Raw genomic sequence first — 13860 nt, 5'->3', positions numbered from 1 at the left:
CCTTTTTCCTTCTTCGCTGAGGAGCTTTCGTGAGCCCCGCCCCTAAATCCATAGGCATCGGCCCCCAGTTCGTCTTCGTCACCGCGGCCGTCAGCCTCGCCATCGCCATCGTGCTCTCCATGGTGGCGGCCAAGCAGCTGCGCGACAGCCTCCTGTCGAGCTCGCTGAACGAGGGCAGGGCGATCGCCCTGGGCTTCTCGGCCGCCGCCGAGCGCGCGGGAGGCTCCTCGTCGCTGCAGCCCCTGGTGGACTCGTTCCGGGACACGCAGGGCCTGGGCTACCTCTACGTGGTGGACGAGAGCAACACGGTGCTCGCCCACTCCTTCCCGGGCGACGTGCCCGTGGAGCTGCTCAACGCCAACCCCCTGCCCGAGAGCGGCCTCACCAACGGTGAGCGCACGCAGACGCGGGAAATGGTGGAGATGACGGTCGACAACAAGCGGGTGGCCGTCGCCGACGTGGCCGCGCCCCTGTCGGGCGCGACGCGGGGCGTGCTGCACGTGGGCATGATGCACGACAGCGTGGGCACCCAGGTGGGCCGGCTGTGGCTCAACATGCTGATGCTGGGCCTGCTCATCGTGGCCGTGGGCGTGCTCGGGGTGTACGGCCTGAGCCGCTCCATCGTGCGGCCGCTGCGCGAGCTCACCAACGCGGCCGCGCACATCGTGCAGTCGGGCGACCTGACCCGTCCCATTCCCGCCATCGCGGGAGGTGAGCTGGGCCAGCTCGCCGTGTCGTTCTCGCAGATGGTGGAGCGGCTGCGCTCGGTGACGCAGAACCTCCAGCAGGCCTCCGAGGCCCTCAATGCCTCCACCGAGCAGCTCAACGCCTCCGCCGCCGAGCAGTCGCAGACGGTGGCCCGGCAGGCCTCCGCGCTCCAGGAGACGCAGGTCACCGCCCAGGAAATCCGCCAGACGAGTCTCCTCGCCGCCCAGAAGGCCGACGCGGTGCTCTCCGTGGCCGAGCGCGCCGACGAGCTCAGCCGCACGGGCGAGTCCTCCCTGGAGCAGACGCTCGCGGGCCTCAACGACATCCGCGCCCAGGTGCAGGAGATCGCCCAGAAGATCCTCGAGCTGGGCGAGCGCACCGTGCAGATCGGCAGCATCACCCAGACGGTGAAGGACCTGGCGGACCAGTCCAACATGCTCGCGCTCAACGCCGCCATCGAGGCGGTGCGCTCGGGCGAGCACGGCAAGGGCTTCAGCGTGGTGGCGCGTGAAATCCGCGCCCTGGCCGACCAGTCCATCGAGTCCACGGACCGCGTGCGCGAGCTGCTGGACGATATCGGCAACTCGGTGGCCACCGCGGTGCGCGCCACCGAGCGTGGTGCCCAGCGCATGGAAGTGGGCCTGGAGCAGGTGCGCTCCTACGGCAAGAGCCTGCGCGAGCTGTCCACCATCAACCAGGACAACGCCGCCGCCGTGCGGCAGATCGCCGCCGCCGTGGGTCAGCAGAACGTGGGCATCAGCCAGATCAGCACCGCCGTGAGCGACCTCTCCAAGATGATGGAGGAGACGGTGGCCCGTATCAGCGCCACCGGCGAGGCGGCCACCACGCTGCAGGTCATCTCCGAGCAGCTCAGCAGCGCGGTGAAGGCCTACCGCGTGTAGTCGTCCGCGCGAGCCGCTGAATGCACGAAGGGCCAGGGGAGGGGAAACCCTCCACCTGGCCCTCGTCGTTTCTGGGCTCTCCCCCTCTTTGCTTCCTCGAGGGGGAGGGCCCGGGTGCTCAGGCCGCGGGCGCGGGCTGCGGAGCGGTGGCGGACTGGAGCTTCAGGCCGTCGCCCTCCACGTCGAAGCGCGCGGTGCCGCCGTCCTTCAGGTCGCCGAAGAGCACGGCCTCGGCGAGCGGCTTCTTGAGCGCGTTGTCCACCAGGCGGGCCATGGGCCGCGCGCCGAAGGCCGGGTCGTACCCGTTGGCGGCGAGCCACGCGCGCGCCGCCGGGGTCAGCTCCAGCTTCACGCGCTTCTCCTCCAGCATCTTCTGGAGCAGGCCCACTTCCTTGTCCACCACCTTGAGGATGATGTCCGCGGGCAGGCCGGAGAAGAGGACCCAGCCGTCCAGACGGTTGCGGAACTCGGGGGTGAAGGTGTTCTCGATGGCCTTCTTCGCGCGCAGGGTGTCCACCGGGGCCTGCTTGTCGCCGAAGCCCATGGACTTGGTGCTCATCTCCCGGGCGCCCGCGTTGGTGGTGAGGATGAGGATGATGTTGCGGAAGTCCGCCTTGCGGCCGTTGTTGTCCGTCAACGTCGCATGGTCCATCACCTGCAGGAGGATGTTGAAGAGGTCCGGGTGGGCCTTTTCAATCTCGTCCAGCACCAGCACCGCGTAGGGGTGCTTGCGCACGGCGTCGGTGAGCAGACCGCCCTGATCGAAGCCCACGTAGCCCGGCGGCGCGCCGATGAGCCGGCTCACCGTGTGCTTCTCCGAGTACTCGCTCATGTCGAAGCGCAGGAACTCCACGCCGAGCACCTGGGCGAGCTGCTTGGCCAGCTCCGTCTTGCCCACGCCCGTGGGGCCCGAGAAGAGGAAGCTGCCAATGGGCTTCTCCGGCGCGCGCAGACCGCTGCGCGCCAGCTTGATGGCGTCCACCACGGACTTGATGGCCGAGTCCTGGCCGAAGATGACCCGCTTGAGCTCGGGCTCGAGCTTCTGCAACTGCACGCCCTCGCTGGCGGACACGCTCTTGGCCGGAATCTTCGCCATCTTCGCGACCACGGCCTCCACGTCGGTCATCGTCACCTGGCCCGTGCGCTGGCCCTCGGGCTTGAGCCGCTCGGCCGCGCCCGCCTCGTCCACCACGTCGATGGCCTTGTCCGGCAGGAAACGGTCGTTGATGTGCTTGGCGCTCAGCTCCGCGGCGGCCCGCAGGGCCTCCGGCGTGTACTTCACCCCATGGTGCTCCTCGTAGCGGCTCTTGAGCCCCTCGAGGATGAGCAGGGTGTCCTCCACGCTCGGCTCGCCCACTTCGATCTTCTGGAAGCGCCGGGACAGGGCCCGGTCGCGCTCGAAGGACGCCTTGAACTCCTGGTACGTCGTCGAGCCGATGCAGCGCAGCTTCCCACTGGCCAGCGCCGGCTTGAGCAGGTTGGAGGCATCCATGGAGCCGCCACTGGTGGCGCCCGCGCCGACGATAGTGTGGATCTCGTCGATGAAGAGGATGGCGTCCGGGTGCTCCTTGAGCGCCTTGAGCACGCCCTTGAGCCGCTCCTCGAACTGGCCGCGGAACTTGGTGCCCGCGAGCAGCGCGCCCATGTCGAGCGAGAAGACGATGGAGTTCTTGAGCACCTCGGGCACACGGCCCTCGTGGATGTGCAGCGCGAGCCCCTCGGCGATGGCCGTCTTGCCCACGCCCGTCTCACCCACGTAGAGCGGGTTGTTCTTGCGCCGCCGGCAGAGCACCTGGATGGTGCGCTCGAGCTCCTTCTGCCGCCCGATGAGCGGATCGATCCGGCCCGCCTTGGCCTCCTCGTTGAGGTTGGTGGTGTAGGCCTCCAGGGGGCTCTTGCGCGTGTTACCCTCGCCCTCCTCGTCCTCGCCGGCGGGCACGCCCGGGTGCGCCTCGCCGCTCGGCCCCTCGTCCCCCGAGTCCGAGGCATCCTTGGAGATGCCGTGGGAGATGAAGTTGAGCAGATCCAGCCGGGTGATGCCCTCCTGCTGCAGGAGGTAGAGCGCGTGGCTCTCCTCCTCGCGGAAGAGGGCCACGAGCACGTCGCCGCCGTCGATGAACTTCTGCTCGGCGGACAGGGCGTGCATGGCGGCGCGGTGCAGCACGCGCTCCACGCCGATGGTCTGCTGCGGCTCGGCCTCTACCCCCTCGGGCAGACGCTCGACCGTCTCCTCCAGGAAGGACTCCAGGCGTTCCTGGAGCCGCTTGACCTGCGCGCCACAGCTCTTGAGCACTTCCCGGGTGCGGGTGTCCTTGGTGAGCGCGAGCAACAGATGCTCGAGCGTCAGGTACTCGTGACGCATCCGTCGCGCTTCCTCCAGCGCGTTGCGGAAGCTGTCCTGTAATGCCTTGGCAATCAGCGGTCCTGCCACGGTCTCAACCTTCCTCTGGTTCCATCGAGAGGCGCAGCGGGAAGCCATTCTCCCGCGCCGCGGCCTCCACGGTGCGTACCTTCGTTTCTGCGACCTCGTACGTATAAACGCCCGCCACGCCGATGCCGTTGTAATGGATGTGCAGCATGATCTGCACGGCATCCGTCTCCGATTTGTGGAAGACCTCCTTGAGAACGGCCACCACGAACTCGCGCGTCGTGTAGTTGTCGTTGTGCAACAGCACCTTGTAGAGCGTGGGACGCTTGAGCTTCTTCTGCGGCACCGTCTCCGTGACGACGTTGGAATCCGGATCGGACTTCTCTCGAGGCATGCGCTTCCTCTAATGATTAGGGGGTGCGGACGGCTCCCGCTTGGCGCTTGAGGAGGCCCGCTAACGAAGCAGGCCAGCCAGCGGCGAGTCCCGTGGGTGAGCCCTCGGCGCGCGCTGCCTGGTCGCCTCGCGGCCCGGGGGTGGGGGCGCTGGAAGGCACGGAGCAGGTGGGCGGCTTGTGGGCGGAGATCACGGCGGACACCAGCCTATAACGCCTGGAGGAGGCGCTCGCCAACCGTGCGAGCGGCTCCGGGCGGCCTAGCGCCCCCGGGTGAGTTCGGCGGCCAGGAAGCGGCCGACCTCCACGAGCCCCTCCTGGGCACGCTGCCGTCCCTCGGGCGACTCCATCACCCGGCGCGCGGCCTCGCTGGCGGTGCCCGCTTCCAGGTCCGCGAGCACGAGGAAGGCGCTCCACCCGGCCGTCACCTCCACCACGCGTCCGGGGCGCTGGGGCCGGTCGCGCAGGGTGGTGGCCACCTTCTCCAGGAGCCCCTCGTCGTCGAGCCGCTTGCTCTTGCCCCGCATGGCCGCCCACGCCTCTTCCAGCAGCGACGGCAGCAGCCGGCCGCGCAGGGACTGGGAGAGGCGCTGCGCCGCCTCCTCCTCGTCGATGTGGTGGGCACGCGAGTAGGTGGGCACGAGCTTCGCCACCACGACGGGGCGCGTGGCCAGGTGGGCCAGGCGGGGAGGATAGGCCATGCGGCGTTCTACCAGCGCACGAGCAGGCGGAAGCCCTGCGGTGAACGATCGTCCACGTGGATGAGGGGCTGGCGCGCGTGGGCGTACTCCAGCACGACCTCGATCGCGCCCACGTAGATTTCCGGGGGATTGTGGATGTCGGAGATGGAGACGCGCCGCGAGCGCTCGCCCAGGCTGATGGCCTGCACCTGGACCTCCGACCGGCCCATCATCCCCAGGTAGCGCGGCAGCCGCTCCAGCGCGCGCGCGGGGCCCATCATCGGCAGGCCCACCGCGGCGATCCGGCCCAGTGGCGTCTTGGCGAAGCCCTCGCTGAGCTGGCGTCCGAGCGCGCGGTAGGCCTCGTCATCACTCAGCGTCCCATACGCCAGGTACCTCGCCTGGGACACGCAGCGCTTCCAGACCTGGAGGGGGTAGTCGACCTCGGGGCAGCGGGGATCATACCCCTCCTGGGCCAGGGCCTTGGCCAGGGCCGCGTGCGGCTGCATGCCCCGGACGAACAGCCCCTCGAAGACACAGGAGGGGATGCGGAGCTGTGCGGCATAGGTGGGGGTCCTCGCCTGCAGGCTGGTGCTTTCCATGGACGTTCTCCCCATTGTTCCGTCTCCGTCCTCCAAGCCTAGCACGCCTCCACGGGGATTCATTGAATTCAGGTAAGATTATCATTGTCAGATAGAACAACTTCTGAGGGGGGAGCTGGGACAAGGACGAGGTTGCCAGCCGGGGGTCGAGGGCTTAGAGGAGGAGGGAACGGAGAGATTTCGACATGTCGGTGAACATCCAGCTCGAGTGGACCCCCAACCCCAGCACCCTGAAGTACGTGGTGGATCGGCGGCTCGTGTCGTCGGGAGCGGTGAGCATCACCAGCACGCAGGCGGCGGAGGAGAAGTCGCCGCTGGCGCTCAAGCTCATGGGCATCCAGGGCGTGACGGCGGTGATGGTGGGCAGCAACTTCGTCACCGTCACCAAGGGGGACGCGGGCGAGTGGGATGAGCTGAACGACGCGGTGATGGGCACGCTGGACGAGCACCTCGGCGCGGGCCTGCCCGCGGTGAACGAGGAGGCGATCGCGGCGGCGCGCACGGCGGCGGGCTCGGCGGGCGGCTCGGTGGAGACGCGCATCCAGGAGATCCTCGACGCGGAGATCCGCCCGGCGGTGGCGCAGGACGGTGGCGACATCACCCTGGACCGCTTCGAGGAAGGCATCGTGTACCTGCACATGAAGGGCTCGTGCGCGGGGTGCCCCTCTTCCACGGCGACCTTGAAGATGGGCATCGAGACGCGGCTGCGCGAGCTCGTCCCCGAGGTCACCGAGGTGGTGTCCGTCTGAGGCGGCAAGTCAAAGGCGCGCGGGTCAAGCGCGAGCTCCTGCCGGACCAGTCCCGGGAGCTGCTGCGTGAGCTGCATCTGCTCACGCGCGAGGGCAACCTCAACGCGGACACCCTGCGCAAGCTCAAGCAGGTCAACCACCTGGTGGGGCTGTTGCGGCCGGCGCTGGAGGACATCCAGGGCCGCCACGCCTCGCCCGTGGTGGTGGACGCGGGCAGCGGCAACGCCTACCTGGGCTTCATCCTCTACGAGCTGTTCCTCAAGGACGCCGAGGGCGGCGTGCTGCTCAACGTGGAGGGCCGGCCGGAGTTGACGCAGCGGGCCAAGGAGCGCGCCGAGCGGCTGGGCTTCTCCCGGATGGAGTTCCAGACGGCGCACCTGGAGAACGCGCAATGGCCCGAGCGCATCCACCTGCTCATGGCCCTGCATGCCTGCGACACGGCGACGGATGACGCGCTGGCGGTGGCCATCCAGAAGGGCGCGGATTACGTGGCGGTGGTGCCGTGCTGCCAGGCGGAGGTGGCCACGCAGCTCAAGGAGGGCCGGGCCGGGGTGGAGCCGACGCTCTCGCTGCTCTACCAACACCCCTGGCACCGTCGCGAGTTCGGCAGCCACCTGACCAACGTGCTGCGCGCGCTGACGCTGGAGTCCTTCGGCTACCAGGTGACGGTGACGGAGCTGACGGGCTGGGAGCACTCGCTCAAGAACGAGCTGATCCTCGGCCGGCGCGTGCACCGGGAGAACCGGCAGGCGCGCGCGAAGCTGCAGGCGCTGCTGGGCGCCTACGGGGTGCGGCCCAAGCTCACGCGGCTGCTCGGCGTGGAGCCCGCGAGCGCCACCCCGGCCGCCCCCGCCGCAGACATCACCCGTACGACTCCCGTTTGATCCGCTTGTCGTCGACGCCGAGCGTGTGCAGGTGGCCGATGACCGTCTCCAGGAAGCGCGGGGTGGCGGGCGTGCGCGTCTCCAGGGCCTTCTTGCGGGCCCAGGGGGTGATGGCCGGGCCGCACACGTAGACGAGGCAGGTGCCGCGCTCGGGCAGCAGCTCCTCCAGGAGGGCCTCGCCGATGCGGCCCTTGCGCACGGTGGGGCCGAAGCGCGTCTCGTCCGTCTCGCGGGTGAGGGTGTGCACCACGCGCAGCCGGTCCGGGTGCGCGCGCTCGAGCGCGTCCAGCTCCTCGCGGTAGAGGATGTCCCCCCACGTCTTGTTGGAGCACAGCAGGGTGTGCCGCAGCCGCAGGCCCCGGTGCAGCGCGTCCTTGAGGATGGAGAAGTTGGGCACCGCGCCGGAGCCGGCGACGACATGGACGAGGTGGTCCGTGCGCTCCTCCACGTCGTCCGGCAGCACGTAGGGGCCCATGAAGCCGAGCACCTTCATCCGCGAGCCCGCGAGGGGTGCGTGCACGAGGTAGGGCGAGAGCAGGGGCGGGTAGGCGGTGAGGCCGGGGATGAACTCCTCGTCCTTCACGGTGATGGCCACGAGCTTCTCGTGCGGCGCGGAGGCGAGCGAGTAGGAGCGCGCCGGCTCCTTGCGCGCCTTGTGCTGCTGGAAGTAGGCGATGAGGTGGCCGAGGGCGCGGAACTGATGGGGGTCCAGGTTGAGGAACTGGCCGGCGCGGTAGTCGGGGCGCTCGGAGCCGAAGTCCAACTGGAGCGTGACGGTGTCGGGCGTCTCCCAGCGCACGCTGTCCACCATCACCTCGTACTCCCGAGGCCGGGTGCGGGTGTTCCTCTCGACATCGCTCATGGCGTGCTCCCCTTCGTCCGGGTGGACGTTCCCGTGAGGAAAGCATTGCGGCCGGGCGTCGGGCGCGGACAATGCCGCTCCAGGTGACCAACGTCCAACAGAGGGAATGGCTCTTCATCCCGGCGCTGCCCGGCCTGGAGCCCGCCGTGGCGGCCGAGGCGGAGGCCCTGGGCCTGTCGCCCCGGCGCGTGGAGGGAGGGGTGGAGCTCGAGGGCGACCCGGGGCTGTACCAGGAGGCGAACCTGCGCCTGCGCACGGCGAGCCGGGTGTGGCTGCGCCTGGGACGCTTCGCCGCGCCGGACGCGGCGGCGCTCGCCAAGGGGCTCGCGGCCCTGCCCCTGCGGCCGGTGTGGGATGGGCGGACGGTGCCCCGGCTGTCGGTGGTGCTGCATGGCGCGCGCTTCAAGGGGCCGGACGCGGTGCTGGCCGCCGCGGCCCGGGCCTGGGGGCTGCCGTCGGTGGAGCGCACGGGCCTCCTGGACGAGGAGCCGGCCGAGGGGCTCACCCTGCTCGTGCGCGTGGAGGGCGACACGTGCACGGTGAGCGCGGACACCAGTGGCGAGCCGCTGCACCGCCGGGGCTACCGCCAGGAGGTGAGCCGGGCGCCGCTGCGCGAGACGCTCGCCGCGGGCATCCTGGTGCTGGCCGGGTACGACGGCGTGGCGCCGCTGGTGGACCCCATGTGTGGCTCGGGCACCTTCCTCATCGAGGGGGCGTGGATGTCCCAGCAGCGGGCGCCGGGGCTTGGGCGGCCCTTCGCCTTCGAGCGCTTTCCCGGCTTCGACGCGGGGGCCTGGGCGGAGCGCCGGGCCCGGGCGGAGGCGCGGGCCCTGCCGGCCCCGCGCGCGGTGCTGCGAGGGCATGATCTCAACGCGGGCTCGTTGGGGACGGCGAGGCGCAACGCGCGGCGGGCGGGCGTGACGCTCACGCTGGAGCGCCAGGACGTGCGCACGCTGACGCTGCCCTCGGGGCTCGGGCCCGGGTGGGTGGTGGCCAATCCGCCCTATGGCAAGCGGGTGGGCGAGGGGGAGGACCTGCCGGGGTTGTACCGGGCGCTCGGGGCCACCTTGCGGCGGGCCTTCTCGGGCTGGCGTGCCGCGGTGCTCGTTCCCGAGGAGCCGGGCCTCATCCGCGCGCTCGCCCTGCCCGGGGCGCGCGAGCTGCCGGTGCGCAATGGGGGGCTGCGCTGCCGGCTGCTCCTGAGCGCCCTTCCCTGAGGCGGCCCTCCACGCTTCAGTCCAGCGTGGGGGGGGCGAGCGGCAGCCGCAGCTCGAAGCGTGCGCCGCCTCCCGGCCGCTGCCCCGCCGACACCGTGCCACCGTGGGCGAGCACCACGCGCCGCACCACCGCGAGCCCCAGGCCGGTGCCCGTGGCGCGCGTGGTGAAGAAGGGCTCGAAGATGCGGTGGATGTCCGCCGGGGAGATGCCCGAGCCCTCGTCCTCCACGGCGAGCAGCACGCCCTCGGGCACGCGCGACACCGACACGGTCACCCGGCCTTCCGGGGGCGAGGCCTGCACGGCGTTGCGCAGCAGGTTCTCCAGCGCGAGCTGCAACAGCATCTCGTCGCCCTGGAGCAGGGGCAGGTCCGGCGCCTCGTTCATGGCCACCTGGAGGGTGCCCAGCTGGTGGCGCTGGCGCAAAAGCTCCAGGGTGCGCCGGGCCAGCTCGCCCGGGTGCAGCGGCCGGGGCCGGGGCTCCATCGGCCGCACCACGTCCAGCAAGTCCCTCACCATGGCGTCCAGACGCGTGGCCTCTTCCTCCAGCATCCGCACCGCGCTCGTGCTCACCGGGCCCAGCCGGTCGCGCTTGAGCACCGCCACCGCGTTGAGGATGGCGCCCAGGGGGTTGCGTACCTCGTGGGCCACCACACCCGCGGCCTCGCCCAACACGGTGAGCCGCTCCTGCGCCACCAGCTCCGACTGCAGCCGTGACAGCTCCGCCAGGCGCGAGGCCGCCAGCCGGTGGTGGCGCACGTTCTCCAGTGCCCCTCCCACCTGCCGCGCGAACAGCTCCAGCGTGGCCGCGCTCGTGGGCGTCAGCGTCTCGCCCTGCACGGACAGGATTCCGTAGGGCTTGCCCTGCACGAAGATGGGCGCGTCCAGGGCGCGCACGCTCGGGTGGGCGCGCCGCAGCCACGCGAGCGGCTCCATGGTGCGCACGTTCTCCAACACCTGGAGGAAGTCCGAGTGGAAGGCCGCCTTGTGCCGCGCCAGCACCTCGTCGATGTGCGGCATGCTGGAGCGCGGAAAGCGGATGTCCTGCAGGGGCTTGCCGTAGAGCACCTCGCACGTGGTCACCTGCGCCGCGTCTTGCCGCAGGGGCCCGTAGCGCAGGCTGTCGCCCTCGAGCAGCAGCACCATCACGGAGAATCCGTGCCGGTGGATGGCCTCCACCGCCGTCTCCAGCACGCTCTGCTCGTCACGGCAGTGCAACAGCTCGCCCGCGGCCTCCACGAGCGACTCGGTGAGCCGCCGCGTACTCGCCTCACCCTCCGCGTCCACCAACATCAACAGGGTGTCCTCCGCCCGCACTCCCTCACCCCGACTCATGCAATAGGTCCGTTCTTGCTCTTCCGCTACCCGCACGCGCACCCACAGCTTGTCGGGTGTCTGCTTTCCCCGGGTGTACTCGGTGTGCATCGGCTCCAGCCAGCGTTGATCCTCGGGCGAGAAGCGCGCGAGCAGCATCAACACGGGCGTGTCGAGCACCTCGGCCAGACCGATGCCCAACAACTTCAACAACGCCGGGTTGGCGTAGACGGTCCGCTCTCCACGCACCACCAACACCGGCGCTGGCAGTCCATCGAGGACCTGGTACTCGGCCGGGTCGGACACGTCCTGCTCCTTCCGGCGGAGGGGAGGGGGGCTGCGGCCGGGATGGACGCGGACCGCCATGTGGCTCAGCCCGCGGTCGTGGGCGCCTGGAGGCGATGCGTGCGCAGGAAGTCGTCGAGGAAGGTGCGCTCCTCGGGCCTCAAGTCCGCCAGACCGAGGCCGTAGCCGCGCGGCTGCTTACCATCGTCGAGCGTGTATTCCCAGATGACGGAGCTGCGCAGCTTGATCTGCCGCGGAGGCTGCTCGAAATTCAACACCAGCTCCACCCGGGTGCCCAACCGCAAGGGGTTGGACGCGGGGATGAAGAGCCCTCCGGACTGCAGGTTGATGATGCGGTGGTCGGTGAAGATGCCCATGTTGCGCGCGTTCACCTGGACTTCCACCTGGGTGCGGTCGTTCTGCGTGCGCAGGCCCACGAACTCCTCGGCCGAGTAGGTGTAGGGCGGGGCCTGCACGGCGGCGCGTCCGCCAGCGGGAGTCACCGGGCGGGGCGCCGCGGACACGGGCGCCGCGGGCACGGGCGCCGCGGGAGCCGTGGCGCGCTGGGCCTCCGCCTCGCGCATGCGGCGCGCGAGCAGCTCGAAGATGTCCGCGTGTACCTTGCGCAGCTCGGGGCTGGCGTCCGAGGCCAGGTTCTCGGGGGCGAAGCGCCGCGCGATCCGGAAGAAGGCGCTGCGCACCTCCTCCAGCGGCGCCTCCGGCTTCAGCCCGAAGATCTGCCACGCGCTCATCGACTGCATCTGCCCCAACTGCGTGCGCAGGCGCGCGGCCTGCCCGGACTCGTCGGCGGAGCCGGGCCGCAAGGTGTTGAACAGATCCTTCACTTCGTTGAACTGCGCGATGGGCTCCCAGGACTCGCCATCGCGGGAAGCGCGGGTGACGGCCTTGAGACGTCCCGAGCTCACCAGTTCCCGCAGCGACTGGAGCGTCAGGGGTCCCAACACGCGTCCGACGGAGTCTCCAATCCAGTAATTCGACATGGGCTCTCCTCGGGTTGTGTTCAGTGGGCCAGGGCCTGGCGGATGGCCAGGGAGATTTCCAACGGATGGAAGGGCTTGCCCACGAAGCCCACTGCCCCGGCGGACAGGGCCTGCTGCACCACGGGATCGGCATCCATGCTGCTGATGATGAGCACCCGCGTGTCCGGTGAGGACTGCTTGATGTGCGCGAGCACCTCCAGCCCGCTGCACCGGGGCATGAAGAGATCCAACAGCATCAACGCCGGCTGCTCTCGCTCGGCGACCTCCAGCCCCTCGTGCCCGTCCGCCGCCTCGAGCATCCGCACCTCGAGGCCACTTTCCTGGATGGCATCCTTGAGGAGGTGGCGCACGAAGCGATCGTCATCGACCAGCAGAAGCGTGGGGGGGGGCATGTCCCTGCCATGATAAGGCGCCCCCCCTCGGATTGCCCATGGTCTCAACGCGCTTTCTCATTCCTTTCATCACTCGCGCGGAGACCCCGGGAAGTGGGCTATGCACGCGCCATGTCCACCGATCAGGCCCTCGCCCATTTCGACGCCCAGAAGAACAGCTACCTCGAAGATTTGAAGCAACTGATCCGCATTCCCAGTGTGTCTTTCGACGGTTTCGATCCCGCGCACGTGCGTGCGAGCGCGGAAGCCACAGCGGCACTGTTGAAGTCGCGTGGGTTCGAAAACGTGCGCTTGCTGGAGTTGGAAGGTGCCCATCCGTACGTGTACGGCGAACGGTTGAAGGCTCCTGGCAAACCCACGCTCCTGCTGTATGCCCACCACGACGTACAGCCGGCGGGAGACGAGGGGGCGTGGAAGAGCCCGCCGTTCGAGCCGCAGGTGCGCGACGGGCGCCTGTACGGGCGCGGCGCGGCGGACGACAAGGCGGGCATCGTGGTGCACACCTCGGCGGTGGACGCGTGGTTGAGGGGCGGCGGGGAGCTGCCGCTCAACGTGAAGGTGCTCATCGAGGGCGAGGAGGAAGTGGGCAGCGAGCACCTGGGCACCTTCCTGCAACGGCACAAGGCGCTCTTGAAGGCGGACGCCATCGTGCTCACGGACACGACGAACTTCGACACGGGGCTGCCCTCCATCACCACCGCGCTGCGCGGCCTGGTGACGGTGGACGTGGAGGTGCGCGCACTGAGGCAGGCGGTGCACTCGGGCATGTGGGGCGGGCCGGTGCCGGATCCGGTGATGGCGCTGTGCCGGATGCTCGCCTCCCTGACGAACCCTGACGGCAGCATCGCCATCGAGGGCATCCACGAGCACGTGCGTCCGCTCACCGGGGACGAGCGGCGCAGCATCCAATCGCTGCCGGGTGACGAGGCGTACTTCAAGCAGCAGGCGGGCCTGGTGCCCGGCGCCGAGCTGCTCGGTGGGCGCCATCCGTGGGAGACGAACTGGCGCCAGCCGGCGCTCGCCATCAACGCCATCCAGGCGAGCAGCCGCAAGGACGCGCGCAACATCATCTGCGACGTGGCGTGGGCTCGCGTGGGCATCCGCGTCGTGCCGGACCTGGACGCGGCGGACGTGCAGCGGCGGCTGGTGGAGCACCTGAAGCAGCGTGTGCCCTGGGGGCTGGAGCTGCACATCAAGGAGGACGCGCCCGCGGGCCCCTGGTTCACGGAGACGTCGCATCCGGCCTTCCAGGCCGCCTTCCGCGCGCTGCGCCTGGGCTATGGCACCGAGCCCGTGGCCATCGGGTGTGGCGCGTCCATTCCCTTCGTGGAGCCGTTCGCCCGGGAGCTGGGTGGGGTGCCCGCGCTGCTCATCGGCGTGGAGGATCCGTACACCAATGCCCACTCTGAGAACGAGAGCCTGCACCTGGGGGACTGGGACAAGGCGGTGCGCAGCGCCATCCACCTGTATGCCGAACTGGCCCAGGCACTGAAGTAGCGTCCGAGT

General features: G+C 69.9%; 13 protein-coding genes. 5 read left to right on the top strand and 8 right to left on the bottom strand.

Features of this window, described 5'->3' with window-relative positions; translation table 11 throughout:
* Positions 1–29 precede the first annotated feature (29 nt).
* Complete coding sequence (locus tag F0U63_RS41315) at positions 30–1610, top strand: methyl-accepting chemotaxis protein (protein WP_395839283.1); 1581 nt, start codon at positions 30–32, stop codon at positions 1608–1610.
* A 118-nt stretch (positions 1611–1728) separates the two neighbouring features.
* Here the strand turns inward: F0U63_RS41315 and clpA are convergent, their stop codons facing one another.
* The 4 genes from clpA to F0U63_RS41295 all read right to left on the bottom strand — a co-directional run bounded on the left by clpA (position 1729) and on the right by F0U63_RS41295 (position 5652).
* Positions 1729–4041, bottom strand: coding sequence for an ATP-dependent Clp protease ATP-binding subunit ClpA (gene clpA, locus F0U63_RS41310; RefSeq protein ID WP_395839280.1), 2313 nt, complete (start codon positions 4039–4041; stop codon positions 1729–1731).
* Positions 4042–4045: 4 nt separating this feature from the next.
* Complete coding sequence (locus tag F0U63_RS41305; RefSeq protein ID WP_002622993.1) at positions 4046–4372, bottom strand: ATP-dependent Clp protease adaptor ClpS; 327 nt, start codon at positions 4370–4372, stop codon at positions 4046–4048.
* Positions 4373–4630: 258 nt separating this feature from the next.
* Entirely contained in the window at positions 4631–5071 is a 441-nt protein-coding gene (locus F0U63_RS41300; RefSeq protein WP_395839276.1) for a hypothetical protein, read from the bottom strand.
* A gap of 8 nt (positions 5072–5079) precedes the next feature.
* Entirely contained in the window at positions 5080–5652 is a 573-nt protein-coding gene (locus F0U63_RS41295) for a DUF2378 family protein (protein WP_395839274.1), read from the bottom strand.
* 185 nt (positions 5653–5837) lie between these two features.
* Between F0U63_RS41295 and F0U63_RS41290 the strand changes: the two genes are divergently transcribed.
* Both F0U63_RS41290 and F0U63_RS41285 read left to right on the top strand, forming a co-directional pair.
* Positions 5838–6401, top strand: a complete 564-nt coding sequence (locus F0U63_RS41290) for a NifU family protein (RefSeq protein ID WP_395839272.1) — start codon at positions 5838–5840, stop codon at positions 6399–6401.
* Positions 6311–7285, top strand: a complete 975-nt coding sequence (locus F0U63_RS41285; protein ID WP_395848506.1) for a class I SAM-dependent methyltransferase — start codon at positions 6311–6313, stop codon at positions 7283–7285. Before F0U63_RS41290 ends, F0U63_RS41285 begins: the two co-directional genes overlap by 91 nt.
* Here F0U63_RS41285 and F0U63_RS41280 read toward each other — a convergent pair.
* On the bottom strand, positions 7263–8147 hold the full coding sequence (locus F0U63_RS41280; RefSeq protein ID WP_395839269.1) for an oxidoreductase: 885 nt from the start codon (positions 8145–8147) through the stop codon (positions 7263–7265). The two genes, F0U63_RS41285 and F0U63_RS41280, sit on opposite strands and share 23 nt — an antisense overlap.
* A gap of 71 nt (positions 8148–8218) precedes the next feature.
* Here F0U63_RS41280 and F0U63_RS41275 point away from each other — a divergent pair, with 71 nt between their 5' ends.
* Positions 8219–9364: a class I SAM-dependent RNA methyltransferase gene (locus tag F0U63_RS41275; protein WP_395839267.1), complete on the top strand. Its 1146-nt coding sequence runs from the start codon at positions 8219–8221 to the stop codon at positions 9362–9364.
* Between the two features lie 16 nt (positions 9365–9380).
* On the opposite strand, the gene F0U63_RS41270 is transcribed toward F0U63_RS41275, so the two are convergent.
* From F0U63_RS41270 to F0U63_RS41260, 3 genes are all read right to left on the bottom strand, one after another.
* Positions 9381–10982 (bottom strand): ATP-binding protein, encoded by a 1602-nt coding sequence (locus tag F0U63_RS41270; protein WP_395839265.1) that lies wholly within the window; start codon positions 10980–10982, stop codon positions 9381–9383.
* 65 nt (positions 10983–11047) lie between these two features.
* Complete coding sequence (locus tag F0U63_RS41265; protein WP_395839263.1) at positions 11048–11962, bottom strand: PilZ domain-containing protein; 915 nt, start codon at positions 11960–11962, stop codon at positions 11048–11050.
* Between the two features lie 20 nt (positions 11963–11982).
* Positions 11983–12354 (bottom strand): response regulator transcription factor, encoded by a 372-nt coding sequence (locus F0U63_RS41260; protein WP_395839261.1) that lies wholly within the window; start codon positions 12352–12354, stop codon positions 11983–11985.
* Positions 12355–12465: 111 nt separating this feature from the next.
* Here F0U63_RS41260 and F0U63_RS41255 point away from each other — a divergent pair, with 111 nt between their 5' ends.
* Positions 12466–13851 (top strand): M20/M25/M40 family metallo-hydrolase, encoded by a 1386-nt coding sequence (locus F0U63_RS41255; RefSeq protein ID WP_395839259.1) that lies wholly within the window; start codon positions 12466–12468, stop codon positions 13849–13851.
* Positions 13852–13860: the final 9 nt, after the last annotated feature.

The sequence above is a fragment of the Cystobacter fuscus genome, assembly GCF_044360685.1.
Classification (GTDB): domain Bacteria; phylum Myxococcota; class Myxococcia; order Myxococcales; family Myxococcaceae; genus Cystobacter; species Cystobacter fuscus_C.
Note: the sequence above shows the minus strand (reverse complement) of the source record. Positions and strands in the feature narration are given on the sequence as shown.

What these genes read in the sequence shown, in the direction of transcription:
- F0U63_RS41265 (WP_395839263.1), bottom strand. Translation starts at nt 11,962, where the DNA reads ATGTCGAATTACTGGATTGGAGACTCCGTCGGACGCGTGTTGGGACCC.
- F0U63_RS41255 (WP_395839259.1), top strand. Translation starts at nt 12,466, where the DNA reads ATGTCCACCGATCAGGCCCTCGCCCATTTCGACGCCCAGAAGAACAGC.
- F0U63_RS41280 (WP_395839269.1), bottom strand. Translation starts at nt 8,147, where the DNA reads ATGAGCGATGTCGAGAGGAACACCCGCACCCGGCCTCGGGAGTACGAG.
- F0U63_RS41290 (WP_395839272.1), top strand. Translation starts at nt 5,838, where the DNA reads ATGTCGGTGAACATCCAGCTCGAGTGGACCCCCAACCCCAGCACCCTG.
- F0U63_RS41260 (WP_395839261.1), bottom strand. Translation starts at nt 12,354, where the DNA reads ATGCCCCCCCCCACGCTTCTGCTGGTCGATGACGATCGCTTCGTGCGC.
- F0U63_RS41275 (WP_395839267.1), top strand. Translation starts at nt 8,219, where the DNA reads ATGCCGCTCCAGGTGACCAACGTCCAACAGAGGGAATGGCTCTTCATC.
- F0U63_RS41300 (WP_395839276.1), bottom strand. Translation starts at nt 5,071, where the DNA reads ATGGCCTATCCTCCCCGCCTGGCCCACCTGGCCACGCGCCCCGTCGTG.
- F0U63_RS41305 (WP_002622993.1), bottom strand. Translation starts at nt 4,372, where the DNA reads ATGCCTCGAGAGAAGTCCGATCCGGATTCCAACGTCGTCACGGAGACG.
- F0U63_RS41295 (WP_395839274.1), bottom strand. Translation starts at nt 5,652, where the DNA reads ATGGAAAGCACCAGCCTGCAGGCGAGGACCCCCACCTATGCCGCACAG.